Source organism: Mycobacterium neglectum, assembly GCF_002591975.1.
Lineage (GTDB): Bacteria > Actinomycetota > Actinomycetes > Mycobacteriales > Mycobacteriaceae > Mycobacterium > Mycobacterium neglectum.
Genome location: NZ_NVQE01000032.1, coordinates 1 through 25,540, shown reverse-complemented (window position 1 = coordinate 25,540; position 25,540 = coordinate 1). Strand labels below are relative to the sequence as shown.

Annotated in this window: 24 protein-coding genes; 14 read left to right on the top strand and 10 right to left on the bottom strand. The window is 64.4% G+C overall.

The features are described from left to right. Positions 1-60: 60 nt before the first annotated feature. Entirely contained in the window at positions 61-288 is a 228-nt protein-coding gene (locus CSQ99_RS21930) for a hypothetical protein (protein WP_099041110.1), read from the bottom strand. Positions 289-550: 262 nt separating this feature from the next. Between CSQ99_RS21930 and CSQ99_RS21925 the strand changes: the two genes are divergently transcribed. The 4 genes from CSQ99_RS21925 (at position 551) to CSQ99_RS21910 (ending at position 5,303) form a co-directional block, all read left to right on the top strand. After that, positions 551-1,591 (top strand): ketopantoate reductase family protein, encoded by a 1,041-nt coding sequence (locus tag CSQ99_RS21925; RefSeq protein WP_099041109.1) that lies wholly within the window; start codon positions 551-553, stop codon positions 1,589-1,591. Positions 1,592-1,714: 123 nt separating this feature from the next. Next, positions 1,715-2,581 carry a cutinase family protein gene (locus CSQ99_RS21920; RefSeq protein ID WP_099041108.1) on the top strand — a complete coding sequence of 289 codons (867 nt, stop codon included), beginning with the start codon at positions 1,715-1,717 and terminating at the stop codon, positions 2,579-2,581. Between the two features lie 36 nt (positions 2,582-2,617). Next, on the top strand, positions 2,618-3,508 hold the full coding sequence (locus tag CSQ99_RS21915; RefSeq protein ID WP_099041107.1) for a peptidoglycan recognition protein family protein: 891 nt from the start codon (positions 2,618-2,620) through the stop codon (positions 3,506-3,508). A 142-nt stretch (positions 3,509-3,650) separates the two neighbouring features. Beyond that, positions 3,651-5,303: an acyl-CoA synthetase gene (locus CSQ99_RS21910; RefSeq protein WP_099041106.1), complete on the top strand. Its 1,653-nt coding sequence runs from the start codon at positions 3,651-3,653 to the stop codon at positions 5,301-5,303. 697 nt (positions 5,304-6,000) lie between these two features. Here the strand turns inward: CSQ99_RS21910 and CSQ99_RS21900 are convergent. Further along, a complete protein-coding gene (locus tag CSQ99_RS21900; RefSeq protein ID WP_141562710.1) occupies positions 6,001-7,995 on the bottom strand; it encodes a hypothetical protein in 1,995 nt (664 codons plus the stop codon). 447 nt (positions 7,996-8,442) lie between these two features. Between CSQ99_RS21900 and CSQ99_RS21895 the strand changes: the two genes are divergently transcribed. Beyond that, positions 8,443-9,459, top strand: a complete 1,017-nt coding sequence (locus CSQ99_RS21895; RefSeq protein ID WP_245909031.1) for a TIGR03619 family F420-dependent LLM class oxidoreductase — start codon at positions 8,443-8,445, stop codon at positions 9,457-9,459. Positions 9,460-9,527: 68 nt separating this feature from the next. Next, a complete protein-coding gene (locus tag CSQ99_RS21890) occupies positions 9,528-9,950 on the top strand; it encodes a nitroreductase family deazaflavin-dependent oxidoreductase (RefSeq protein WP_099041147.1) in 423 nt (140 codons plus the stop codon). A 6-nt stretch (positions 9,951-9,956) separates the two neighbouring features. On the opposite strand, the gene CSQ99_RS21885 is transcribed toward CSQ99_RS21890, so the two are convergent. After that, positions 9,957-11,090: a 3-ketosteroid-9-alpha-monooxygenase, oxygenase component gene (locus CSQ99_RS21885; RefSeq protein ID WP_099041102.1), complete on the bottom strand. Its 1,134-nt coding sequence runs from the start codon at positions 11,088-11,090 to the stop codon at positions 9,957-9,959. An 82-nt stretch (positions 11,091-11,172) separates the two neighbouring features. On the opposite strand from CSQ99_RS21885, the gene CSQ99_RS21880 reads away from it, so the two are divergent. Then, positions 11,173-11,775, top strand: a complete 603-nt coding sequence (locus CSQ99_RS21880; protein WP_099041101.1) for a TetR/AcrR family transcriptional regulator — start codon at positions 11,173-11,175, stop codon at positions 11,773-11,775. A 103-nt stretch (positions 11,776-11,878) separates the two neighbouring features. Here the strand turns inward: CSQ99_RS21880 and CSQ99_RS21875 are convergent, their stop codons facing one another. Beyond that, positions 11,879-13,093, bottom strand: coding sequence for a serine hydrolase domain-containing protein (locus tag CSQ99_RS21875; RefSeq protein ID WP_245909030.1), 1,215 nt, complete (start codon positions 13,091-13,093; stop codon positions 11,879-11,881). Between the two features lie 191 nt (positions 13,094-13,284). On the opposite strand from CSQ99_RS21875, the gene CSQ99_RS21870 reads away from it, so the two are divergent. The 5 genes from CSQ99_RS21870 (at position 13,285) to CSQ99_RS21850 (ending at position 17,760) form a co-directional block, all read left to right on the top strand. Then, complete coding sequence (locus tag CSQ99_RS21870; RefSeq protein ID WP_176561142.1) at positions 13,285-14,601, top strand: ClC family H(+)/Cl(-) exchange transporter; 1,317 nt, start codon at positions 13,285-13,287, stop codon at positions 14,599-14,601. Next, positions 14,594-15,100, top strand: a complete 507-nt coding sequence (locus CSQ99_RS21865; RefSeq protein WP_099041146.1) for a nucleoside deaminase — start codon at positions 14,594-14,596, stop codon at positions 15,098-15,100. Before CSQ99_RS21870 ends, CSQ99_RS21865 begins: the two co-directional genes overlap by 8 nt. 310 nt (positions 15,101-15,410) lie before the next feature. Continuing rightward, the gene (locus CSQ99_RS21860) at positions 15,411-15,758 is read left to right on the top strand and encodes an STAS domain-containing protein (RefSeq protein WP_099041098.1); all 348 of its coding nucleotides are present in this window, start codon (positions 15,411-15,413) and stop codon (positions 15,756-15,758) included. Further along, positions 15,755-16,252: an ATP-binding protein gene (locus CSQ99_RS21855; RefSeq protein ID WP_099041097.1), complete on the top strand. Its 498-nt coding sequence runs from the start codon at positions 15,755-15,757 to the stop codon at positions 16,250-16,252. The genes CSQ99_RS21860 and CSQ99_RS21855 overlap by 4 nt, the downstream gene beginning before the upstream one ends. A 443-nt stretch (positions 16,253-16,695) precedes the next feature. Then, the gene (locus CSQ99_RS21850; RefSeq protein WP_099041096.1) at positions 16,696-17,760 is read left to right on the top strand and encodes a YncE family protein; all 1,065 of its coding nucleotides are present in this window, start codon (positions 16,696-16,698) and stop codon (positions 17,758-17,760) included. A 16-nt stretch (positions 17,761-17,776) separates the two neighbouring features. On the opposite strand, the gene CSQ99_RS21845 is transcribed toward CSQ99_RS21850, so the two are convergent. Genes CSQ99_RS21845 through CSQ99_RS21835 form a run of 3 tightly spaced genes read right to left on the bottom strand, consistent with a single transcriptional unit; the run spans position 17,777 to position 20,897 of the window. Further along, a complete protein-coding gene (locus CSQ99_RS21845) occupies positions 17,777-18,463 on the bottom strand; it encodes a response regulator (protein ID WP_099041095.1) in 687 nt (228 codons plus the stop codon). Then, positions 18,460-20,010, bottom strand: a complete 1,551-nt coding sequence (locus CSQ99_RS21840) for a sensor histidine kinase (RefSeq protein WP_176561140.1) — start codon at positions 20,008-20,010, stop codon at positions 18,460-18,462. The genes CSQ99_RS21845 and CSQ99_RS21840 overlap by 4 nt, the downstream gene beginning before the upstream one ends. Beyond that, entirely contained in the window at positions 20,007-20,897 is an 891-nt protein-coding gene (locus CSQ99_RS21835) for an alpha/beta fold hydrolase (protein ID WP_099041144.1), read from the bottom strand. The genes CSQ99_RS21840 and CSQ99_RS21835 overlap by 4 nt, the downstream gene beginning before the upstream one ends. A 98-nt stretch (positions 20,898-20,995) precedes the next feature. Here CSQ99_RS21835 and CSQ99_RS21830 point away from each other — a divergent pair, with 98 nt between their 5' ends. Together CSQ99_RS21830 and CSQ99_RS21825 are read left to right on the top strand one after the other, a co-directional pair. After that, positions 20,996-22,372, top strand: a complete 1,377-nt coding sequence (locus CSQ99_RS21830) for a cation:dicarboxylate symporter family transporter (RefSeq protein ID WP_099041094.1) — start codon at positions 20,996-20,998, stop codon at positions 22,370-22,372. A gap of 142 nt (positions 22,373-22,514) precedes the next feature. Continuing rightward, positions 22,515-22,811: a hypothetical protein gene (locus CSQ99_RS21825; protein WP_099041143.1), complete on the top strand. Its 297-nt coding sequence runs from the start codon at positions 22,515-22,517 to the stop codon at positions 22,809-22,811. 63 nt (positions 22,812-22,874) lie between these two features. Here CSQ99_RS21825 and CSQ99_RS21820 read toward each other — a convergent pair whose 3' ends face one another. The 3 genes from CSQ99_RS21820 to CSQ99_RS21810 form a co-directional block, all read right to left on the bottom strand. Further along, complete coding sequence (locus CSQ99_RS21820) at positions 22,875-24,077, bottom strand: lipid-transfer protein (protein WP_099041093.1); 1,203 nt, start codon at positions 24,075-24,077, stop codon at positions 22,875-22,877. A 129-nt stretch (positions 24,078-24,206) separates the two neighbouring features. Next, on the bottom strand, positions 24,207-24,548 hold the full coding sequence (locus CSQ99_RS21815) for a DUF732 domain-containing protein (protein ID WP_099041092.1): 342 nt from the start codon (positions 24,546-24,548) through the stop codon (positions 24,207-24,209). A gap of 128 nt (positions 24,549-24,676) precedes the next feature. Beyond that, a complete protein-coding gene (locus CSQ99_RS21810) occupies positions 24,677-25,348 on the bottom strand; it encodes a histidine kinase (protein WP_245909029.1) in 672 nt (223 codons plus the stop codon). Positions 25,349-25,540: the final 192 nt, after the last annotated feature.

Sequence of the window (25,540 nt, the reverse complement as noted above, 5' to 3'; positions counted from 1 at the left end):
CCGACGGCGACTCCTACCGATGAAAGACGCCCACCACCAAAAGGAGCACCCGCACCCGACTCAGGCCACGGATACGGTGCGTCTGCTCTGGGTGACGTTGCGCTGCGACCTCACCAGCGCGTCGAAACGCACATACCCGTCCACGAGGTCTGCCGCGGGGGCGGCCCGTCTGCGGCGCTCGAGTCCCTGCTCAGCGAGGCGCTCGACGAAGTGCGCGACGATCCAGCCCGCACCGCACAAGGCCAACGCAATACCGAATTGCAGTGGCGTCCCGACAAGCATCGCCACCAAAGCGAATGTGCCCGATGCAAATGCGACTGCGACCGCACTTGCATGGGCTACGGCGAAACCATGTCGCCGAGCGTCACGAGGTTCAATAGTTGTCATAGCCGTTTCCTCCGGTGGTATTGGTTCCCCGAATTCGGCAGTGCCAAACAACATCGATGTAATTCGGCGATTCCAGGCGCCCGTGAGTAGGTCGTGCACCCTCACGTAACGACGCCTAACGTCGAGGGCAGCCGTTCGTCAAAATGCGTTCAGGAGGCAATGCGTGCCCTCGGAGATTCAGCACAGGTATGTCGTGATCGGAGCCGGGGCGATCGGGGGCTGCATCGGAGGTGTGTTGGCTCGCGCCAATGCTCCTGTCCTCCTCGTGGCCCGCGGTCGCAACGCCGAAGTACTTGCGGCCGAGGGGTTGACCATGCATACGCCGGATGGACCCTTTCACGTGTCGGTTGCCGTCGCCTCGATCGAGGAGGTGCGGTTGACCCACGCCGACGTATTGGTCTTTGCGACGAAGACGCAGCAGTTGGATGCCGCGCTGCGTGAATGGGTCGACCGGCCGGTCGTCGCTGCGGACGGCACCGTCGCCACCGCGGGGGAATGCCTGCCAGTGCTGACCGCCCTCAATGGTGTTGCCGCAGAGGAGCTCGCGCTGCGCTACTTCGCCCGCGTCTACGGAGTCTGTGTCTGGTGTCCGGCCGCGCACATAGAGCCAGGCGAGGTGATCGTGCGTTCCTGGCCGGTTGTCGGCCAGTTCCACATCTCGCGCTGGCCTGCTTCCATCGGTACGGCGCAGGACACCGACTTCCTCGCAGCACTGCAGACATCGTGGTCCCGGGCGGGCATCATCGTAAGGCTGCCTGAGGACGTCGCTCCATGGAAGTACAACAAGCTCCTACTCAATCTCAGCAACGTCATCGGCGCGTTGGCCCAGCCGGGAGCCGACGTGGATTGGCTGCGTGACGCCGTGATTCGCGAGGGCGAGGACGTATTGCGATGCCTGAGAATAGAATTCGTGCCATTCGAGACGTCCACTGCCGCACGTGTCGACGGTCCGACGCCACGGACGGTACCCGGATTCAGGAGTGCACCAGGAGATTCCACCTCGCAGTCCCTGCGTCGTCGTACCGGCAATGTCGAGACCGACTACCTCAACGGTGAGATCGTGCGAATGGCTCATCGTGCGGGAACCTCGGCTCCGGTGAATGCCGCCCTGACTCGGGCGGCTCGTGCTGCGGCCAGGGGCGGCATGAGTCCAGGTGGTTACACCGCCCAACAGCTGTCCGATTTGGTCAATCGCGTGGAATAGCGATGTGGCCACTGGTGGACGCGGCACTTACGCGAACTTTATCGGTCCTTTAATAATTGGCTGTTCTCTGTGTATTCAATGGCTCGACCGGCGTAGTGCGGCGCACCGTGTCAGCATTAAGCCATGGGGGCTTTTCGAACCGTTGGTGTGATCGGCGCTGCAGTGGCCGCAACCGCGCTGTTGCAGGGCGCTGCCATGCCGGCTGCACACGCGGCACCATGTCCCGACGCCGAGGTGATATTTGCGCGAGGCACGACCGAGCTACCCGGCGTCGGCCCGACCGGAGATGCGTTCGTCAACTCGTTGCGCTCACAGGTCGGCGCAAAGTCGGTTGAGGTGTATCCGGTGAATTACCCCGCCACCACGGACTTTCACACCGCTGTCGACGGAATCAGCGATGCCCGCGCCCGCATCCTCGCCACGGCTGCCTCCTGTCCTGACACCAAGATGGTGCTCGGTGGATTCTCGCAGGGCGCAGCGGTCATGGGATTCGTGACGGCCAGTGCTGTACCAGAAGGCGTTTCGGCTTCAGACGTGCCCGCCCCGATGCCTCCCGAGGTCGCCGACAAAGTCGCAGCTGTTGCGCTGTTCGGGAAGCCGTCAGCGCGCTTCATGCGTGCAATCAACGACCCGCAGATCGTGATCGGCCCGAGCTACGTGGACAAGACCATCGACCTGTGCGTCGACGACGACCTGGTTTGCGACCCCGACGGTAGGAGCTTCGGTGTGCACAGTCGCTACCCCGAGGTCGGGATGGCGAACCAGGGCGCGGCGCTGGCTGCGCAGAAGCTACAGGCGCTTTGGGTGGCGGATACGCAACCCGATGCGCCGGCTACGTCGGCTCCGGCCCGGCCCCCGGCACCTGCACTGCTGTCTGTGCCCGGCACAGGCGAAACGCCGCCGTCGCATGGCGGGGGTCCGACGCCCCGCTCGCCGGGTCCCGCTCCGGCGACACCCGCGCTACCCGGCCCGGCGCCGTTCGCACCGTAGCCCCTGCTCCCCCAGGATTGGGCGTCAAGGTAATACGTGGCCCAGACACGACCGTGGACCGGTGACCCGGTCTGGCTCGCCGACGTATTACGGGCCGAGGGTGTCAGGCTTGTCGAATTCCCCGGGTGGCGGAACCGCGGCCACGGGGATTTCAAGGACATCCGCGGGGTGATGGTGCATCACACCGGATCGGACAACGCCAGCGCCGCCTCCATCGCCGAGGGCAGGCCCGATCTGGCCGGCCCGCTGTCGCAGCTGCATATCGCGAGGGATGGCACCGTGACCGTGGTGGCGGTAGGGGTCGCCTGGCATGCCGGCATCGGCATGTATCCGTGGCTGCCGACCAATATGGCCAACTGGCACATGATCGGAATCGAATGCGCCAACAGCGGAACAAGCCCGACAGCGCGACACCGTAGAAACTGGCCCGCTGCGCAGTATGACGCGCTCGTTCGAAGCTGCGCCGCGATCAATCACCGCCTCGCGCAGAACGCCAGTCGCACGATCGGGCACAAGGAGTATGCGGGCCGCGCGCAAGGCAAATGGGATCCGGGTGCCATCGACATGGACATCTTGCGCATCGACATTCAAGCCCGTATCGGCGTCATTGCCGACCCGGCGCCGACACCGAGACCGCCGGTACCTGTCGGTCAGTTCGCCGATGTGCTGCTCTTCCACGGCTCTACGGGATCCCAGGTCGCACAGCTGCAGCGCCGGCTCAAGTACGGCTACAGGCCGTATGCCGGAGATCTGGTCATCGACGGGATATACGGAAGTCAAACCGAGGCCGCGGTCAGGGAATTTCAGCGACGTAGCCGGGGTCTGAAGGTCGACGGCATCGTCGGCCCCGCCACCGCTGCCGCCTTGAACCTGGCGGCGGTGTCACCCCCAGAGCCGTTACCGACGGCCGACTTTGACGCCGACTGAATCGCAACGACGGCGATCTAGAAGATCGAGGTCGTCGGACCGCCATCGGTCGCCCGACGAGGAGTAGCTAAGGCGACGGCCCAGATTCGGCATTCACTTGTGACTGCTACTGTGCATCGAAATGTCGAGGTGAGGAGGGCCGATGGCTGATGTGCTGGCCGGCATTCGGCAGAAGTTGCAGCAGCTGAGCGAGTCGGCGCGCGCGGCGAAACGGCTCGTCGACACCGGAATCATCGATCTGAAGGACCTTGGTTCGGGCGTTCAGACCGCCAAGCTCGCGGGCGTCTACGGCCCGCAGGCCACGATGGCGATCCAGGGTGGTCGCAAGTATGCGACCCTGCCCGCGGTCGTCGACGAGCGTGGGACGTTGACCTACAAGCAAGTTGATGACCAGTCGTGGGCGTTGGCGCACGGCTTGCAGAAACTGGGTATCTCCGCGGGCTCGGTGGTCGGCGTGCTGTGCCGCGACCACCGCGGTCTTGTCATCACCATGGCCGCGTGCGGCAAGCTCGGCGCCCGGATGGTCTTGATGAACACCGGTTTCGCCAAACCCCAGTTCGCCGAGGTGTGCGAGCGCGAGAACGTGACCGTCGTCCTGCACGACAGTGAGTTCCTCGGCCTGCTCGACGCACTGCCCGCCAACCTGCCGCGTGTGCTCACGTGGGTCGACGACGGCGCAGACTTGCCCCCCGGCGCGCAGACCCTTGACGACATCATCGCGACGAACTCCACCGAGCCGCTGGCCCCGCCGAGCAAAGCGGGCGGGTCAGTCATCCTCACCAGCGGCACGACCGGCCTCCCCAAGGGTGCGCCGCGAGACACGGTGTCCCCCCTTGCCACGGCACAGATCGTCGACCGAATCCCGTTCCCGCGCAAGGGAACCATGGTCATCGTGTCGCCCATCTTCCACAGCACCGGGTGGGCCACCTACACCGTCGGCGCCGCATTGGGCAACAAGGTGGTGACGGCCAGACGGTTCAAGGCGGAGAACACGTTGAAGCTCATGGCCGACCACAAGGCCGACATGCTGGTCGCGGTTCCGACGATGCTGCACCGCATGGTCGAACTTCCGCCCGACGTGATCGCCAAGTACGACACGTCGTCGCTGAAGGTGATCCTGATCGCCGGATCGGCCCTGAGCCCGGACCTGTCGAACCGGGTGCAGGACACCTTCGGTGATGTTTTGTACAACATGTACGGCTCCACCGAATGCGCCATCGCGACCGTCGCTACGCCTACTGAACTGCGGGCCGCGCCCGGCACCGCCGGCCGTGCTCCGGTGACCTGCGAGGTGGTGCTGTACGACGAGCACGATCAACGGGTTCACGGTGTGAACCGTCGCGGTCGGATCTTCATCCGCAACGGCGCACCGTTTTCCGGATACACCGATGGCCGCAACAAGCAGATCGTGGACGGCTACATGTCCAGCGGCGACATGGGGCATTTCGACGAGAACGGGCTGCTGTTCGTGGACGGCCGCGACGACGACATGATCGTGTCCGGCGGCGAGAACGTGTTCCCGCAGGAAGTGGAGAATCTGCTCGAAGAGCGCGATGATGTCGCCGAGGTGGCTGTGGTCGGTGTGGATGACGTCGAGTTCGGAAAGCGGTTGCGCGCCTTCGTTGTTTCCGAGCCGGGCGTGGCACTGGACGCGGCCGAGGTCAAGCAGTTCGTGAAGGACAACCTGGCGCGACACAAGGTGCCTCGCGATGTGGTCTTCATCGACGAGCTACCCCGAAACGCCACCGGAAAGCTACTGCGCCGGGTCCTCGTCGAAATGGATGTCGACGCCTGAGTTCTTGCCTGGCGGATAGGAAAGTCTTCCTCGGGCGGAGGTGGAATCTGACTCGCCGGGGATTACGTCATCGCGACGTAGCCGCGACTATTTCCTTGAGACAGGTTCGACCTCCAAATAGCGACAAACCAACGGGAGACCACCATGAGGACCCTTAATCTTGCACTACTAGTCAGCGCGTCCGCCATCGCGATCGGCCTGGGAACTGCCTCCGGAGTGGCGTCAGCCGACGAAGCGGCTGTGGCTGACACTCCTTCGTCAGCGACGGCCCCGCCCGCAGAACGCGCCGATCAGCGGCCCCAGCCGGCTCCTGCTCCTGCGCCCGGCGAGAGGCCCGCTGGTTTCGGTTTCGGTGCGCAGACGATCATGACGGCGACGAACCACTTCACGACCGGGTGAACTTCAGCAGCACAACGCTATCCGGAAGCCGCCGCGCAGCGGTCTCGTAGTTACAGCTGCGATGCGACGTACGCTGGTGGGTGTCGACCAGGAGACTGCAGATTGCTGCCCTGCTCTTCGCGGTGCTCGCTCTCATCGCGGGAGCACTTCAGCTCGCCGCGTTTGTCGTGACTGAGAATGGGCCACGCCATCTCGTGCTCGCGATCTTCGCGCTCGGTGTTGGCCTCAGCGTATTGATCGCATTATGGCGAGCTCGCAAGTGATTTCAGCGCGCACGACCGGCGTGCGGACGCTTGACCTATTCCGAATTCCCATCGCTGGATGGATCGTCGTCGCCGCCCGCCCCACCGCCGGTCGCGGCCCTCGTTATGTTCCTGGTGGCGTCGCTGACGCCCTTGGTGAAATCGCCGATGGAGTCGCGAATGTTTTCACGGGTACCGGAAATCGCCCGCCGAATCGAGCTGGGGCCAGACGATCCGATATTGGCGCCGGGTTCGTCGCTGCTGGTCGACGGATTGACGCTGCCTCGCCCCAACCTCAACCGAGGACGTGGGGTGTCCGCGATGTCATCCGCCGTGAGGGTGGCCGGTGTCTCGGCGAGCGCGCCATCTCCGTTGGTGCCACCCTGCGGCGGGGTGGGCGATGCGGGCGGCGTATCAGTGCTGACGGTCATGCTCGCGGCATTCTGATCGGGTACTGCGGTCGCGGCGAGCGGAGTCGCCGAACCCAGATTACGCAGACCTGCGCTGCCCCCGGCGGCATCGATCGCGGCCAGCACGTCGCCCGCATCATTCAAAGGTCCCAGATCGGTGAGACTGCTCAAATTGATTGACCCGCCGAGTTGTTCGAGGAGATCGACGACGAGGCCGAGCGGATTGTCGCGGTACGAGGGCGGCGGATTGTTGAGTCCCGGAATGCCGCCGTAGAAGAACGCGTCCTGGGTTCCGCCGACCAACGCCTTGGCGAGGTCCGCCGGTACTGCTTCCCATTTGACGTTCTCCGGGAAGCTGAAGAATGGCATGGCTTCTCCGCCGTTGCCACCGAAGTTGTCGCTGAAGTCGCGCTGGTAGTCATCACGGAAGTCGTTCGGGTCGGCACCGTACTGAACGACGTTGGTGTAGCCGAGATTTCCCAACATGCTGATGGCAGGCTCAACGGCATCGGCGAACGGGTTGGTGATCGTCTGCCCAGTCAGGACGCTCAAAAGGTCGGTCGGATAACGAGAAGGCTCGAGCATGGGCTGCGCGCCGTTCTCGATCGTGAAGTACTGATTGAGTGCCTCGTACCTGTCCTCCGACTCCGGGCCGTTGGGGATCTCGATATCGATTCCCGGGAACGTGTCACCCAGCAGGCTGGTGAGGACCGGGTCCAGTGTGAGGATCGACTCTGCCCTCGACAGGTCGATGTTCGGGAGCGCGCCGGGAAGGTCGACGGTGAGGCCGTCGCCGATGAGCGCGGAGCCGAAGTTGCCGACCATGTTGGCTACCAGCGGATTAAGAGTTTGTAGTCCGACCCCGCTGAGATCGGAACCGCGCACGATGTACGTCGGGAAGGCCAGCGCCGACGCGTTGTTGAGCAACGTGACAGGGTTCGGCCACGCCGCGAAGTCGGATATCGGGTGGTTCTGCAATCCGACATCGACCTTGACCGGAACCAGCACGGCGTTTCCGTCCGTCTGGACCTCGAAATCATTGGTGGCAGTGTCGATTCCAAGTATGGCGAAGAGTGACGCGAACCTGGCGGCGACACCGCCGTCATTGCGACCGGGGTTCAGCACCAACAGCATGGGCACGATCGTGACGCTTGACCCCGACGGGGCATTGGGCCCCGTGCCGCCCGGTTGATTGGGAAGCTCGTCTTCGACCTGCGGGTAGGCCATGCCGGTGGCCAGCGCGCCGAGGCCGAACGCAAGGACCACCGGAATGCGCAAACTGACCAGATCGAGGTCAAGGCTTCCCGTAATCGTTTTCGGCGGACAGATTCTCGTGTCTGTGCAGCTTGGGATGTATGCCGGGTTGGGGACCGTGACGGGGATATCTATGTCGCCGCCCGGCAGATAGGGCGTGCCGTTGATCTCGTCGGCGATCCTCGACGGCAGTGCCGGAACCCAGAATGGGTCGTCGCCGAAGATGCTCAGCAGGCCGAACGGCGACCCGGTCGTGATGATGTTGACCCCAGGGATATCCGGGATCGACTCGGCCGACGAGGTCAAACCGAAGACGTCGAGTTGGTCGTCGAGCAAGGCGGCCGATGCCGGCGAGGCCAGGCTCAGCGTCATTGCCGTCACGGTCACAGCTGCGCCCCCTGCCACCGACGCTTTCTTGACGAGTTTGTGATCCCGTTTCGATCTGTGCTTGGCCATTGCCCACGTCCCTCGTCAGATCCTGCACAGCAAAGTGCTCGGAACGTAACAGCCAGATGTGCCTTTCGGCAAACTTTTCTGTGCTATTTCAGATCTTCGACGCAAGCGTCAATTAGTGGACTTATTGACATTGCTGTCAGGGCTAGGAATGGTCTCCCAGTTCTGGGACTAACCGATTACGCTGGATATATCAGCGAGAACCGGGGGATGGCTGAGGAAGAAACGAAATAGCTGTCAGAGCACCGTGGTTGACGCTTCCACTTTTCCGAGTAAGCGTACGCTTCTCCCTCCGCTAACCTCGCGCCGAGGTCTGACGCGCGTTGGCGGGACTTGCACAAGAAGGACGCGGCAGGCTAAGTCGACTGATAGAAGTTAGTGGTGCCCAGCGTCGCCGCCGATGACCCGAAGTTCGGATTGATTCTGGCGCTCACCATCAATGGCCTGGCGGTCAGCGAGTACCCCGAAATGGTCCGGGTGTCCAACCTCGCCGAAGGCTACGGCTTCGAATCGATCTGGCTGTGCGACCACTTCCTGACCACGAGCCCAGAAGATTATGTTCACGACGCAGGCATCACGTCCGCAGGAGGCGTGCCGCAGGGCACACGAGGCGTGCCCTCGGCATCGATGCCCCTCCTGGAAGGGTGGACGGCACTCGCGGCGCTGGCTCGCGACACGACGCGCATCCGCCTGGGCACCAGCGTGCTGTGCAACTCCTACCGCCACCCCGCGGTGCTGGCCAAGATGGCAGCCACGCTGGATGTCATCTCCGAGGGACGACTCGATCTGGGTCTGGGCGCCGGCTGGTTCAAGCGTGAATTCGAGGCGTACGGCATTCCGTTCCCGCCGGCAGGCGAACGGGTCGCCGCGCTTGGCGAGGCTCTCGACGTCATGAAAACCATTTGGACAGAGCCAAATCCCGTGTACGCGGGCCGGTTCTACACACTGGACGGTGCCATCTGCGACCCGCCGCCGGTGCAGAAGCCCCATCCGCCGCTGTGGGTGGGCGGCGAAGGGGACCGCGTACAGCGGATCGCGGCCCACTCCGCTCAGGGCATCAACATTCGCTGGTGGCCACCCGAGAGGGTGGGCCAGCGAAGGGAGTATCTGGACGACGCATGCGCCGAGGTGGGGCGCGACCCCGCCACCCTGAGACTCTCCGTGACGACGTTGCTTGCGCCGACCGAATCCGCCGAGCAGGAGGCGCGGGTCCGGCAAGAATTCGCCTCCATACCCGAAACCGGACTCATGGTCGGTTCACCGCAGGAATGCATCGCGCGAATCAACGCTTACCGCGAGGCCGGAATCGACACGTTCCTGTTCACGATCCCCGACGTCGCGAGTTCGGATTACATCCACACCGCCGCTGAGGAAATCCTCAGCGAGTTCAAGGCTTAGCGCGTGCTCGGCCCGCGACGGTGCGCACGGTCGGGAATATCCGTGGCGCCACAGTGTTGAAGCGCTTCGTGACAGAGCAAGCGAAGCTGAGCCCCACCGACTGGGTCCGCGAGCAGACCGAGCGCATCCTGGAACAGGGCACCACCGACGGCGTCGAGGTTCTCGACCGCCCGATCGTCCTGTTCACCACGACCGGCGCCAAGTCCGGCGCGAAGCGCCTTGTGCCGCTGATGCGCGTCGAAGAAGGCGGCCGATACGCCATGGTCGCGTCAAAGGGCGGCGATCCGAAGCACCCGTTCTGGTACTTCAACGTGAAGGCGAACCCCGAGGTGACGGTCCAGGACGGCGACAAGGTCGCCACCATGACCGCACGCGAGGTCGACGGCGCTGAGCGTGAGCATTGGTGGAAGCTGGCCGTGGAGGCCTATCCGCCCTACGCCGAGTATCAGACGAAGACGTCGCGGCTGATCCCGGTTTTCGTCGTCGAGTAGCGCCGACTACGGCGCCATCGCGCTGAGGTTGTCGGCCACCTCGCTCTGCCAAATGTCGTTGGCGTGCGTGGTGTCCACCTCGATCTCGAAGCGATCGGTCATGTCGGACGTGACATCGGCCAGGTCGACGTAGAACTGTTCGTACCACCGCCGGTGCTGGTACACCGCACCGTCTTCCTCGGTCAGCAGCGGATTCTCGATGCGCGTCTTGTGCTTCCAGATCTCGACGTCCTCGAGGAAGCCTTCACCGAATGAACGGCTCATTGCCGCAGCAAGTTTCGTGGCCTTGTCGGCGGGCAATCCAGGCACTGCCTGCACGGCGACGCCCCACTGCAGCACGAACGAATCGTGGGTCACCGGATAGTGGCAGTTGATGAGTGCCACCTCGATGGTGAAGTCGGGTGCCACATCGTTGTGCAGCCAATTGATCATGTACGCGGGGCCGAAGTACGTCGCCTCTGAGCGGAGTTTGGTTCCCTCCCAGAGCTTCTCGTAGTTCTTGGTGAAGTCGGGACGGGCCTTGGACTCCATGAACTGCGAGGCGGTGTGACCTTCGATGACGTTCTTGAAGTATGTGGGGTAGGCGTGGTGGATGTAGAAGAAGTGCGCCATGTCGACGTTGTTGTCGACGATCTCGCGGCAATGCGATCCCTCGATGTGAATCGAGTTCCATGACCACGGTGACCACTGGCCCTCGTCGTACCCGTCGATCGTGGGCGGGAACAACTCGGCAGGCGGTTGCGAGCCCTCCGGGTCATGCCAGACCAGCAGCTGGCCGTTGACCTCGCCCGTCAGCCAGCGCCGGGTCCGCGCCAGCCGTGGCGTGCGCTTGGCGTAGGGCACCAGCGAGCACTTGCCGGTCGATCCCTGCCAGCGCCAGTCGTGGAATGGGCACGCCACCGAATCGCCCTTGATCGTCCCCTGGGAGAGGTCGCCGCCCATGTGTCGGCAGTAGCCGTCGAGTACGTGCAGGTCGCCCTTCGAGTCAGCGAATACGACGAGTCGAGTTCCGAAAGCGTTGACGGCGTGGGGCTTTCCATCCCGAAAGTCCTCGGCCAGGCCGACGCAGTGCCACCCACGGGCGAAACGCTGCATGGGCTTGCCCATGTCGATCTCGCGAATCTCGTGCGCGCTTGTCATCGAGTCACCTCTCCTGGGGCTGCAGGCCACACCAATTTAAGCATATTCGCTTAATCGAAGCCAGTTTCCTATCATCGTTCGGGTGAACCGTGGTGAAAGAGCCAGGTCCGACATTCTGGACGCGGCCGAACGGCTGATCGCCGAGCGCGGCATCCAGGTGCCACTTCGCGACATCGCGGTTGCGGCGGGCCAGCGCAACAACTCCGCGGTCAACTACCACTTCCGGAATCGCCAGGACCTCATCGACGCCATCGTTCGGCGCCGGCTCGAGCCGATGGAACACGAGCGTGCGCAGATGGTGGAGGTCCTCATGGGCGCCCGAGACGAGAACCGAGACGACATCCGCGCATGGTTGCGGATCATGGTGCTGCCTTTCACTGCCGTCTGCAGTCCCCACTACGCGCGCTTTCTTCAGGCTGCATCGCTGTACCTGCGCGCGGATGTCGGCGAATCCCAGGGATCGGTGTGGCCGCAGGTGCTCGAGCGGTTGGCCAAGGCCATCCCGACCGTTGATCGTCAGGCGCGTGCGCGGCGGGTCAAGGCCGTCGCCACCACGATGTTCGCGCTGCTGGCCGAGCGTGAGCGTTCGGCGCAGGCCGGTGAGGATGCCGGGTCCGCCGAGGAGATCGTCTCCATGCTGGCCGCGATGCTGACCGCGCCCATGTTGGCGGACGCTGACCGCTGACGGCGTTGTCGAAGTTGGCGCAGGTGCGGAGGCCTCGTCGGGTAAGGCCCCCGCACTTGCTGACAAGAGGTTGGCGGACGGTTCTTGGAAGTTTCTTGGAGCCTTACCGCGGCTTTGTGGTGGTCGGCGTGGGCGGTGCGGTGATGTCGGGTGGCTGCACCGCATCACCCATCGCGTAGACATTCTCCGGGCTGATGATCTCGGTGATGGCCTTGGCCACCAGCGTGCTCGGCTCCTGACCCTCGAACGCGATATCGGTATTGATGAAAATGACCATCGCCGTTTCCTTTTCCGGAAGGTAGACCGAGACGGTCTGGTAGCCGGGCAGGCTCCCGTTGTGTCCGATCCAGCCGCCGAGGTTGAAGAGTCCCACGCCGTACCCGTCATCGGCCGGCATGCCGGGAGTCGTGACCGTCTGCAGCCGCTCCGCCTGCATCTCCGGTGTCAGGAGCTTTCCGGTCGCCAGCGCGGGCGCCCAGATCTGCATGTCCTCGAGGGTGGAGATCATCGCGCCCGCGGCCCACGCCCATGATGGGTTCCAGTCGGTGGCCGTCACTTCGGAATTGTCGGGGTCCTGCGTGGTGTAGCCCACTGCATGAGGGTCCGGGAACGCGTTCGTCGTCGGAAAGCTGGTGTGGCTCATGCCTAATGGGGTCGTGATGTGGTCACGAATGTAATCCGGCAGCGACTGGCCGCTGACCTTCTCCACGACCAGTCCCAACAGCACGGTGTTGGTGTTGCAGTACAGGAATCCCTCGCCGGGCTGGAACTTCATGGGTTCGGCGAACGCAAAGTCGAGGAGTTGCTGCGGGGTGAAGTTCCGGAACGGGTCAGCAAAAAATGCCTGCTGGAAGCCGTCGGTATCGGTGTAGTTGGCCAGTCCGCTCTGCATCCGGGCCAACTGCCTCAGCGTGATCGTGTCACCCTCGGGAACACCGTCGATGAATTTGGCGATGGGATCGTCGAGCGCGAGCTTGCCCTGATCGGCCAACTGCAGTAGGCCCGTGATGGTGAATGTCTTTGTCTGGCTGCCGATTCGGTGGTAGAAGTCGGTACTCATCTGGGTGCCGCCTGCCTGGTCGGCGACGCCGGGCGTCCGCACGTAATGCCCGTCCGGACCCCAAATCCCGATGATCGCGCCGGGGATTCCAGCTTGGTCCATCGCCTTGTCGACGGCCTCATCTAGCCGCTGGGCGACGCCGGCGTCCATCTCCTTGGTGGCCGGCGCGCCCGACGCTTCGGTGCCGGCGGTGGGCGACGTGGCCTCGGGCGTCGAACCTTGGCCGCAGCCGGAGACGAACATCAGTGCCGTCGCCATCGCGAGAACACCACACCGTTTCAAAGCCATTGCCGTCACGCGTGGTCCCATCGTCGAAGTGCCCGTCAGCCGAGCCTCACGATATGCGGCGCGCAACGTCCGCGGCGTGACAACGATGCGGGTCCCGATCTGAGAGACTGAATTTTCTGTCGATGCGGTCCAGCGCTGAAGGGAGATTCTCGGTCGTGCACATGCGCGGATCGGTTCTCATCTGCGTGACCGCCACAGTGGCGGGTGTGGCGATCGGCTTCATCGGCGGCGCCTTTCGCTGGTGTCTGGAGACAGCGGACAGGTTGCGGATTGACCTCGTCGACTGGGCGCATGCGCTGCCCGGGCCGGGGTGGTTGGTGCCGATAACAGCCGCCGCGATCGGTGCGGCGCTCGCCGCGCTGATCGTGCGGTGGGTACCCCTGGCGGCCGGCAGCGGGATCCAGCATGTGGAGGCCGTCTACCGGGGTGAAGCCCATCCGCCGCTGCTGCTGCTGCTTCCTGCGAAATTCGTAGGTGGGGTGTTGTCGATCGGTGCCGGGCTCGTACTGGGCCGCGAAGGTCCGACTGTTCACATGGGCGCGGCGATCGGAGCCGAAACGGCACGGTGGGCCCGGCTTTCGGATTCCGACGTCAGGATGATGCAGACCGCCGTGGGCGGGGCCGGCCTGGCGGTCGCGTTCAACGCACCGATCGGGGGCACATTGTTCGCGCTCGAAGAGGTGACGAAATCATTCCGGCTACAAACGGTGCTGGCGACATTGTTCGCGGCGGCCACAGCGGTCGGTTGCATGCGGCTTCTCCTTGGGAATGAGCCGGACTTTCGGGTCGACGAAATCGCGGCGCCGGCTCTTGCGTGGCTTCCGCTCTTCGTGGTCTTCGGTCTGCTCACCGGATGTCTGGGTGCGGTGTACAACCGGCTGCTGCTGTGGTTCATCGACCGTGTAGGAGGGATCCGGCGGATCCCGGCAATCGCCAAGGCGGCGGCGATCGGCGCCACCATCGGGCTGGCGATGTTCATCTATCCGGACGCGGTGGGCGGCGGCGACACGCTGACGCAATTGATTCTCAGCGGGCAGGAGTTCGTCCTCCCAGTCGTCGCCGCAGTGCTGCTGGTGCGATTTGTCGCCGGTCCGCTGTCGTATTCGGCGGCCGTGCCGGGCGGACTGTTCGCGCCACTGCTGGCGGTCGGTGCGCTGTGGGGGCTGCTGTTTGCCGGCGTCTTCGGCGCAGTGTGGCCTGGCGACGTGAGGTTTCTGGCCGTCCCGATGGCACTGGTCGGCATGGCATCGTTCTTCGGTGCGACAGTGCGGGCTCCCGTGACCGCCATCGTCCTCGTCATCGAGATGACCGCGACGACGGCGGTGGGCATCCCGATGATCGCCGGCACTGCCGCAGCGGTGCTCGTCGCCGAGCTCACGAAATCACCGCCGATTTACGACTCGCTGCGAGAACGGATGTCGCCCGATTTGCGGCGCCGATCCAGCGGCCCAGGGGATAGTGTCGGTGATCGTGGTTGATTACGTTCAGCGCACGATCGACCTAGCCCGAACCAACGTCACCGCGGGCGGCCGCCCCTTCGCGACCGTCATCGTCAGGGACGGCGAGATCCTCGCCGAGAGCCCGAATCTGGTGGCGCAGAGTCACGACCCGACCGCGCACGCCGAGATCCTGGCCATCCGTGAGGCGTGCGTGCGGTTGGGCACCGAACATCTTCTCGGCGCCACCATCTACGTGCTGGCGCATCCGTGCCCGATGTGCCTCGGCGCGCTGTACTACTGCTCGCCGGACGAGGTCGTCTTCCTGACCACTCGTGACGCCTATGAGCCGCACTATGTCGACGACCGCAAGTACTTCGAACTCGACACCTTCTATCAGGAGTTCGCCAAATCGGCCGAGCAGCGTCGTCTGCCCATGCGCTACGAGCCGCGGGAGGACGCTGTCGACGTGTACCGGCTGTGGCAGGACCGCAACGGCGGCGACCGTCGCGTGTCAGACGCACCGCGATTTGACGCTTAGGTCAACAAACCTGCCGAGTTTCCTCGTCGTTCCTTGTCCTGATCCGCTGCGGCGCTCCCGGGGTTGGCTGCAGCTCCATCGTGCGGCGACGCAATCGCTGCGTAACCGCGCAGTACGGCCTGACACGGTAACGAGCAGGCAAGTTGCGGGACCTACCCGCATGTCCTATATCCTGTTGCCCTGACCAGGACAAGCAGTGTGCCCCGATGCGTCGGTGTAATTCTGTCGCTACCCTGTCGCGCGGGTTCAGACTGCAGCCTCGTGAGATCAGCGCTGACCGATATGCCGGTCGCTTAACAAGAGGTGAGGCTTGGACGAGCAGCTTTGCACTGAGAAGTGGGTTGAACGTGTCGCGATTGTCGCCGCGTCCGGAGAACTCGACATGCTCACGGCACCCCAATTGAGGGACGCCGTCCAGTCCGCGTTGAGCAAGAACCCCACCGGACTGATCGTCGACCTCACCAGCGTCGACTTCCTGGGATCGGCAGGCATGCAGGTGCTGATGGAGGCCCACAACCAGACGGGCGGCACGGAGACCCGGTTCGCCGTGGTCGCCGAGGGTTCGGCCACGAGTCGGCCACTGAAGATCACCGGCATCGCGGACCTGATCGACCTGTTCTCCGCGCTGGACGATGCTGTGGACAATTTCACTGCGTGACAGCGGGTCCGGCGGGGTATCCGTTCGGCATCATGACCGATTCGAACTCCTCCCCGAGCGCTGCGGGCGCTGAATTCGCCCGTACCGAGTCCGCGGATGCGCTCTCTGTGGCCAGGTTGAGGCACGATCTCGCCGATTGGCTGCGCACACATCTCACGCTGGATCGAGACCGGCTCAACGACGTCCTGCTGGTGGCGAACGAAGCGCTGACGAACTCCGCCGAATACGCCTACCGCGGCCGCGAGGGAACGATGACGCTGGACGTCCACTACGACGGCGCCGAAGGCAGTCTGTTGGTCGATGTGTCCGACCGAGGGACATGGCGCCACGTGGACCCTGCTGCCCAGCCGAACACTCGGGGTCGGGGCCTGCCCTTGATGCGCGCCCTGTCTGATCGAATGTCGATCTCGTGGACGTCAGACGGTACCTCTGTGCAGATGCGGTTCGACAATTGCGCAGCCGATGTCCGTGCAGACGCTATGGCGTCCGTGTGATGCGGCGGCTCAGCGAACACCGCGCCCGCCATTCGAGGGCTTTACGGGCTGAATCACGCTGAGCGCAGGCGGCGAAAATCGGTGTTGTTGCGATCCGAAGTGAGTTTGCTGCCGTGTCGGCATGTGATTTACCGCTCAATTTCGATCAGAAACCTAAGACATCGTTACTCGTGCGAAGTATCGGAGCGCCCATATTGAGGTTGCTCATGCGTCATACACACAGTTCAGCGATCTGGGAGCAATTGCTCACCATTTATAACGACTGCATAACGAATTCTTTTCTAAGCGGCCCCTGAGAGGTTGCCGTGCATTGTCTTCGATCGACGTTTGCGTCACCGCGGAGCACCGATTTTCGTCGCTAGAATCGACACAGATCGCGCTCAGACGAGCGCAGGTAGACGTGGAATCTAGAGCCGGCGAACGCCAAACCGGCGGAGGTACCGATGAAAATGGCTAACTTTTTGATGCGCAAGAACACTGCTGTGGCAGAAGTGACCGACGGGACGCACCTGAGTGCGGACGTCACCCGGGTGGATGCCGTCGATGTGGCGCGTGGCGCCATTGGAGACATCGCTGCCACCGACGACGGGATGCTCGTGGTCACCAACTACAGCGACGACACCGTTTCGCTGCTGCGCGCCGACACGCTGGCCGTAACGGGCGTTGTTGCGGTCCCGGGCGAGCCATTCGCGGTCGCTGTCGCTGACGGCCGCGCCTACGTCAGCACCTCGTCATCGAGTTCTGACGCCGTTTCGGTGATCGACACCGTCACGCAGACGGTCGTCGCCACCTACTCGTTGGCGTTCAGCGTGACGGCGATGGCCGCCAGCCCGGACGGCAAGCGCGTGTACGTGGGCCGGACCGGAGACGGCTACGCGGATGTCGTCGTCATCGATACGACGGCCGAGCGCGTGGGCACCATCGATATCGCCACCGGCGCGGGAATCGGCATCGATGCCGTGCGGGTTGACCCGACCGGTAGGCGGCTGTACGTCGCGACCACCGATGCTCGGGGCAGTGCGCTCGTTGTCGTCGATGTCGAGACCGCGAGGGTTCAGCGCACGGTGTCGGTCGGTTCTCCGATCCGCGACATCGCTGTGGCCGACGACGTCGCCTACGTCCTCACCTCCGATCGAACCAGCGGTGGCGCAGTCAAGGTGGTCGACCTGTCCAAGGGCCGGATCACCGGCACCGCCGAACTCGGGATCGGCGCTCCGACTCAGATGAGCGTCAGCGCGGACAAGACGCGTGCGTACATCGTCGACTACGACAACGTCACGGTGCTGTGCACCCTCACGCTGAAGATTGTCAACAGGGTGCAGGTCGACGCTCGGCCATCTTGTGTCGCAGTCGATTCCGACGCGGGCCGGCTCTACGTGGCCGACTATGCGGGCGGGGTGACGCAATTGTCCGTCGAGTCGGCAAAGCCGCTGCTGTACTCGCAGTTCGTGGCGACCAATCCGATCTACGTGCCCCAGGCTGTTGAATTGGAGCCGGCAGCGGTATAGGCCACGCGGTGAGAACTCAGCGCCACTGGTAGCGGGTCTTGGGGCGGCCCGCCTTGCCGTAGTCCGTGTGACGAGTGACCGTGCCCTCATCGGCGAGACGTTCGAGATATCGCCACGCGGTCACCCGTGACACGCCCACCTGCTTGGCCACTGCGTCGGCCGTGACGCCCTCATCGGAATCGCGCACTGCGCGCGCGATTTCGTCATTGGTGCCCTGCGCGGCACCCTTGGGTGCCACGGCCTTGTCACTCACCCGCAGTTCGGCCAGCGCGCGGTCCACCTCCGCTTGGCTGGCGGCATCGGTGCCCGCGGGCAGGGCTTCGCGGTAGCGACGGTAGCGATCCAGCCGATCGCGGAATGCTGCGAAGGTGAATGGCTTCAACAGATACGCCAACGCGCCATGGCCCACCGCCGCGCGGACCATCTGCAAGTCGCGCTCGGAGGTGATCGCGATGATGTCCGGGATCGGCCGTAGACCGGACAACCCCGATGCCAGAGCGATCCCGCTGGCATCGGGCAGGCCGATGTCGAGTAAGACCAGATCGATCGGCGCGTCAGTGGTGGCGGCCTCCGCGGCGGCCCGCATGGCATCGCGGGCGGTGTGCGCGATGCCGGCCACCGAGAAGCCCTCGAGCCGGCCAAGGTATGTCTGGTGTGCCTCGGCGATCAGCGGTTCGTCCTCGACGATCAGCACGTTGATCATGAGCCGGCTCGAACCGTCACGGTCACGACAGACCCGTACGAGATGTCGGTGGTGAGAATACCGTTGTGGCGCTTGATGACCTGGCTGACCAACGCCAGTCCGAGGCCGTGATGATCAGAGTCGCCCTTCGTGGAATACCCACGCTGCATCGCTTTCTCGAAAGTGGCGGGGTCCATGCCCGGTCCGCTGTCGGCGACGCGCAACGTCAGCGTGTCGTCCACCATCTGCACGGTGACTTCCACCCACGGATCGTTGCGGTCGCAGGCATCCATCGCGTTGTCGATGAGATTGCCGAGCACGGTGACCATTTCCTGCCCGGTCAGTGGCACGTCGTCTGAGTTCGACGGCAGGTGGGTGTCTTCGGTGACAGTCAGCTCGATGCCGCGTTCGTCGGCCTGCGCGGCCTTGCCGAGCAGCAGTGCGACCAGCGCGGGCTCGCCGACCGCACCGGACAGTCTGTCGACGAGCTGCTGGGAGAGGGCGAGCTCCTCGGTGGCGAACTGCACCGCGTCCTCGGGCCGGCCCATCTCGACCATGGTGATGATCGTGTGCAGCTTGTTGGCGGCCTCGTGGGCCTGCGACCGAAGGGTGTCGGTGAGCACCTTGAGCGAGCCGAGTTCACCTAGTGCACCCTGCAATTCGGTGCGATCGCGGATCGTGACGACCTCTGAGGTGCGCGCGTCGGCGACGGGGGATCGGTTCACCACCAGGACACGGTCGGCGGTCACATGCACCTCGTCGCGGGCACCGGGGTTGAACGTCCGCAGGAATTCGGGCAGCTCGGTGCGGTCGACCGGGCCCGGCGGGAGTGCGAGCAGACGGCGCGCCTCATCATTGACGAGGGCGACGCCGTTGCGGTCCACCACGATCAGTCCCTCCGACACCGAGTGCAGGATCGCGTCGTGGTGCTCGTACATCACCCGCAGCTCGTCGGGCCGCAGCCCGTGTGTCTGCCGCAGCAGCCGTCGGCGGATCAGCCAGACACCGGCCAGTGAAACAGCCAGTGCTGCCGCGCCCACCGCGGCGATGGCCGGCCACTGTGAGCGCCATCGATCGGCCAGGTTGTCCTGCAGGATGCCCGCCGATACCAGGCCGACGATCGTTCCCGATTCGTTGCGTACCGGCGCGACCGCACGAATCGAGGGGCCCAGGGTGCCGGTGTAGACCTCGCTGATCGTCTCGCCGCGGAGAGCGGGCTCGATGGTGCCGATGTACTGGCCGCCGATCTGGGTCGGATCGGTATGGGTGAACCTGATCCGGTCGGGCGACATGATGGTGATGAACGCGATGTCGGTGTGCCTGCGGACCGCTTCGGTCACCGGCTGCAGAATGTCGGTGGCCCTGCCGGATTCAATGGCTTCCGCCGTCGAGGGAGAATCGGCGAGTGAGGTGGCGATGCCGACGACCTGCTGACGAGCCGCTTCGTCGGCGTCGCGCCGGGCATCGAGCAATGCCAGCGCGCTGCCAGCCAGTACCACCACTGCGACGACCAGGATTTGCAGTGCGATCGCCTGAGTCGCCAGGGAGCGGGGCCACAGGCGGGTCAAGCGCCCAGTTCCTCGGCGGCGATGGCGAATATGTCGTCTCCCTCGCCGATGGCGATGAAGTGACCGGCGCCGTTGACGGGATGCCACACCGCACCCGGCATCGCGTCGGCGACGGCCTTGTTGATGGGGTCCGGAACCAGCTTGTCGTCCAGTCCTTGCCATATGTGGACGGGCCGCTCGATGTTTGCGACGTCGAAAGCCCAACGCCGGTAGAGCAGTTCGGCGTCGCGGACCAATCCGTCGGAGCCGTGGGCGAAGCATTCGGCGCAGGTTTCGCCGAATCCCCTTGCAACCTCGGGGTGAAGCAGGATCTGCCGGTCGTAATCGTTGACGCTGCCACGCACCTGTTTGACGAAGGATGTGGGGAAGCGTTTGGCCATGAAGCCGAGGGTGGCGTACATCAGCCGGAACGCCGGTGTGAAACGCAGGGAGAGGGTTCCGCCGAGCGCGTCGATCTTCGAAAGATATTGCGCCGCTGAGTTGTCGCCGAATGCGCCGTAACTGCCCGGCGCGATGCTGCTGACGTGACGCAGTCGGTCCGGGTCGATGTATGCGGCTGCGGCGAGCGCCCACGGCCCGCCCTCCGACCAGCCGGTCACTCCGAACTCCCGGTAACCCAGTGCGTCGGCAACGGCAACGATGTCGTCAGCCCAGCCCGAGTAGGTGCGGGTCTTTTGCGGGCTGGATCGACCCTGGCCGGGCCGGTCGACGCCCACTAACCGTATCCGGTTCTTGACCGCCGACTCGGTGAGCAGTCGCGCCTCGAGCCTGCTGCTCGGGCCGCCGTGATTGTAGATGACGAGTGGGCCGTCGGGATCGCCGACTTCCAGATATGCCAGGTGCCGGCCGTCTGCGGTCGCGACGCGAGCCACCCGGTCGTCGGCCATGTTCGTGAACATACCGAACTAAATGCACTAAAGCGTGACCTGCCTCACGTCCTCCTCGACGCTACCTACAGATCACTTTCGTCGACCTGGAGGAAGCCATGACCGTCGTTGACCACCAGCCACCGGCAGCCGAACCGCCGGACAAGCCCCGCAAGCGCGACCGTACCCACTGGCTCTACATCGCCGTCATCATCGCGGTGTTCGCAGGCGTCGCGGTCGGCATCGGAGCCCCCGAGGTAGGCAAGAGCGTCGGCGTACTGGGGACGATGTTCGTCGACCTGATCAAGATGATGATCGCGCCGGTCATCTTCTGCACGATCGTGCTTGGCATCGGATCGGTCCGCAAGGCCGCAACCGTCGGCAAGGTCGGCGGCCTGGCATTCGTCTACTTCCTCGTCATGTCCACCTTCGCGCTCGCCATCGGCCTGGTGGTCGGCAACATCCTGCATCCCGGCACCGGCATGAACCTGACCGAGAGCGCTGCGGGCAAGGGTGCCGAGCTAGCCGAAACCGCCCACGAGGCAGGCGGTCTCATGGACTTCGTCCGGGGCATTATTCCGGAGACGCTGTTCGCGTCGCTGACCGCGGGCAGCGTGCTGCAGGCGTTGTTCGTCGCGTTGCTCGTCGGGTTCGCGCTGCAGGCCATGGGCACGTCCGGTGAGCCGATCCTGCGCGCGATCGAGCACCTGCAGAAGCTCGTGTTCAAGGTCCTCGTGATGATCCTGTGGTTGGCCCCGATCGGTGCGTTCGGCGCTATCGCCAACGTCGTCGGCCAGACCGGGTGGACTGCGGTGACTCAACTGCTCGGTTTGATGCTCGGCTTCTATGTGACCTGCCTGCTGTTCGTCTTCGGCGTGCTTGGCACGATCCTGCGCGTGGTCTCCGGGGTGTCGATCTTCAAGCTGGTGCGCTACCTGGCGCGTGAATACCTGCTCATCGTGTCGACTTCGTCGTCGGAATCCGCACTGCCCCGCCTGATCGCGAAGATGGAGCACCTCGGCGTCGACCGCAGCACCGTTGGCGTCGTCGTGCCGACCGGATACTCGTTCAACCTGGACGGCACCGCGATCTACCTGACCATGGCGTCGTTGTTCATCGCAGGTGCGCTCGGCGACCCGCTGTCGCTGCCGGAGCAGATCGGCCTGCTGGTGTTCATGATCGTCGCATCCAAGGGCGCCGCAGGTGTCACCGGCGCGGGCCTGGCCACGCTGGCCGGCGGCCTGCAGAGCCACCGTCCTGATCTGCTCGACGGCGTCGGACTGATCGTCGGCATCGACCGGTTCATGTCCGAGGCTCGCGCGCTGACCAACTTCTCCGGAAACGCGGTCGCGACGGTCCTCGTCGGCTCGTGGACGAAGACCATCGACCGTGAGCGAGTGGACACCGTCCTGCGGGGCGACGATCCGTTCGACGAGTTGACGATGGTCGACGACGATCACGCGTCACGCGCGGAGCGGGCGCCTCTACCTGCATAGCCAGCGGATTCGGCGCGCTTATCCCCCTCGGCGGTGGGTAAGCGCGCCGAATTCGAAATTGCTTTGAACCTCTGGCGGCAGTGTCCCGTCGTACCGCGTGAAGGCCACTGGGGCCTACACGAAAACGAAGGGAGGCGCGGTCATGCGCGCAACACTTTTGATCCTGATCGGAATTGCCGCTGCGGCATGCGGACTTATCATCCTGCCGGCCGCTATTGCGTCGGCCCAGCAGTCCGCACAGCTGACCATCGCGACGCTCGAGGCGCAGGGATTCGATGTGAAGGTCAACCGGTTCGGCAGCGCACCGCTGGACGAGTGCGTCGTCACGGACATTCGAAATGCCAGGGACCGAACTGAATTGGTGCGCCGTGGCGATGACCTGATCCAGGTGGTCACCCAGCGCAACATCACCGTCACCGCCGATTGCTCACGGCGCTGATCTGCGATTTCGGTGCGCACACGATCGCTCAGCGACTGTTTGCGCACCGAAATCGCAACGGTGTCAGCGTTCGGCGCGCTGGTAAGCGGTCACTACTGCCGCGCCGCCCAAGCCGATGTTGTGTTGGAGTGCGGCGGTGACGTTATCCACCTGGCGCCTGTCGGCAGTGCCCCGCAATTGCCACGTCAGCTCAGCGCACTGCGCCAAACCTGTGGCACCCAGGGGATGGCCCTTGGAGATCAGCCCGCCCGACGGGTTGACGACCCAACGTCCTCCGTAGGTGGTGTCGTTGTTGTCGATCAGCTTGGGTGCCTCACCCGCACCGCACAGGCCCAGCGCCTCATACAGCAGCAGCTCATTGGCCGAGAAGCAGTCGTGCAGCTCGATCACCTGGAAGTCCGAAGGGCCGAGGCCTGACTGGTCGTAAACCTGCTGCGAGGCTTGCACATTCATGTCGTAGCCGATGACGTTCTTGGCGGTGCCATCGAACGTGGAGTCGAAATCGGTGGTCATCGCCTGACCGACGATCTCGACGGCCTGCGCGGCCAGTCCGTGCTTGTCGACGAACGCCTCGCTGGCCAGAATCGCGGCGCCCGAGCCATCCGACGTCGGTGAGCACTGCAGCTTGGTCACCGGGTCGGAGATCATCTTTGCCGCCAGGATGTCGTCGAGGGTGTACTCCTCCTGGAACTGAGCGTAAGGGTTGTTGACCGAGTGCTTGTGGTTCTTGTATCCAATCTTCGCGAAATGCTCTGCGGTGGTGCCGTATTCGCGCATGTGCTCGCGGCCGGCCGCGGCGAACATCCACGGCGCCACCGGGAACGCGAACTCGTCGATCTCGGCGAGCGCCTTGATGTGACGTCCAAGGGGTGACTCGCGATCCTCGGCGCCACCCTGCAGCGAACCGGGCTGCATCTTCTCGAAGCCGAGTGCGATGGTGCAGTCGGCCAGTCCGCCGCGAATCGTCTGCGCGGCAAGGAACAACGCCGTGGAACCCGTCGAACAGTTGTTGTTCACGTTGACGATCGGGATGCCCGTCATGCCCAGTTCGTAGAGGGCGCGGTTGCCCGACGTCGAGTCGCCCGAGCAGTATCCGACATAGCCCTGTTGAACTTCGGAGAAGTCCACGCCGGCGTCCTCGAGCGCCTTGGTGCCCGACTCGCGGGCCATGTCCGGATAGTCCCAGCCCTCTCGACGACCCGGCTTCTCGAATTTCGTCATCCCGACGCCGACGACGAACACCTTATTTTTCCCGGCAGTTCCCATGCCCTTTAGTCCCTTCGCTTTTCCTGCAAGGACAGAAACACAAAGCGGCCGGACTGTCTAGCCCGCCTATCGGAAAAGGGGGCGCGGGGACCCACGCCGCCACAGCGGGGTCCCCGCGCAGGCAGGGGGTTATGCGAAGAGCGGTTGGTGCTCGGGGCAAAAGTTGGCGACCGAGGAGACGACGAACGTCGCGGCTTGGTCAGTGGTCAGATCGGTCGCGTCCAGCAGCTCCATGCCGAGATCGACCGGGTCGACGCCGTCGTCGAGGGCGAAGCACACGTCGTAGGCGATGGAGATTGCCTCGGTTTCGCTGTCATAGGCGATGCCCTCGGAGCTGATGTCGGTCAGGAAGTTGTCGTCAGCCGAACTCATCGCGCCTGCGGTACCTGCGGTGGTGAATGCGGCCAGCCCGAGCGCGCCCGCGACGAGCGCGGTGCCTGCGAACTTGGTGACTCCGTTGCGCGTGAACATGTGGACTCCCGTATGTCGACTGGTTCCGGTTGGTTTCCGGCTCGACATCAGAATCGAACAGCGCCCTTGATGGATCCTTGACAGATTCTTGGTGCAGACGCCCTTCGGGAATTCGCCAGGTCAGCGGGTCAGGCGAACTTCAGCCACCAGGCGTGCAGACCCTCGATATCGGGACCCTGCGCGTCGCCGATCAGAAGGTTCGAGTTGAAGGTCCACGTCACGTCCTGGTTGCCGTTGAAGAGGCCGCAGGCGATCCTGCCCTCGACCTTGTCAGGCGTTTCGGTGAAATGCCACGTCGTCGGCGAATCGGCGTTGGCGTTCGGGCATGGAAACAATTCCGAGTTCGCCGCGACCGAGTCGTCGAAGGCCCTGTCGAGGGCCGCCTGGTCGGCGAACAGCGAATACCTGGCGTTCTCGGGGCCGCCCTCCGGTGACGCCGGGCCGCAGTCGACCGTGGCCAGGGCGCCGGTGGCCGGCGGGCTCGACGGCGTACACACGCCGTCGTCATAGCCGCGCGGCAAGATCGACAGGAGCTTGGCCTCGAACGAGTCCGGGTTCGCCGTCGGTGGCGGCGTCCGCGGGGTCCGCGGCGTGGTGGTTGTGGTCGTGGTCGTGGTCGTGGAGGTGTCATCCATGCCCAGTGGCTTCTCATCGTCGGGCTTGGCGATCAACCAGATGCCCAGGCCTCCGAGGATCAACGCGAGTACCGCGCCGACGGCCGCAATCGGAATCCACGGGACCTTCGCGCCCCCTGACGGGGGCGTCTGGGGCGGACCGGGCGGCGGCGTCGTCGACCACATCGGCCCGCTCGGCGGCCCGGCCGGCGGCGGAGGACCCGTATGGAACGCCGCGGGCCGTGGGGCAGATGGCGGCGGCGGGGGTTGTGTCCCGTAGCTGTCCCCTATACACATCTGACGCTGCCGACGATACTCCGTTGCGAGGTCCCGGTGTGCGCCAGAGCTGTCAAGCACCAGAAAAGACCTAGTCCACTA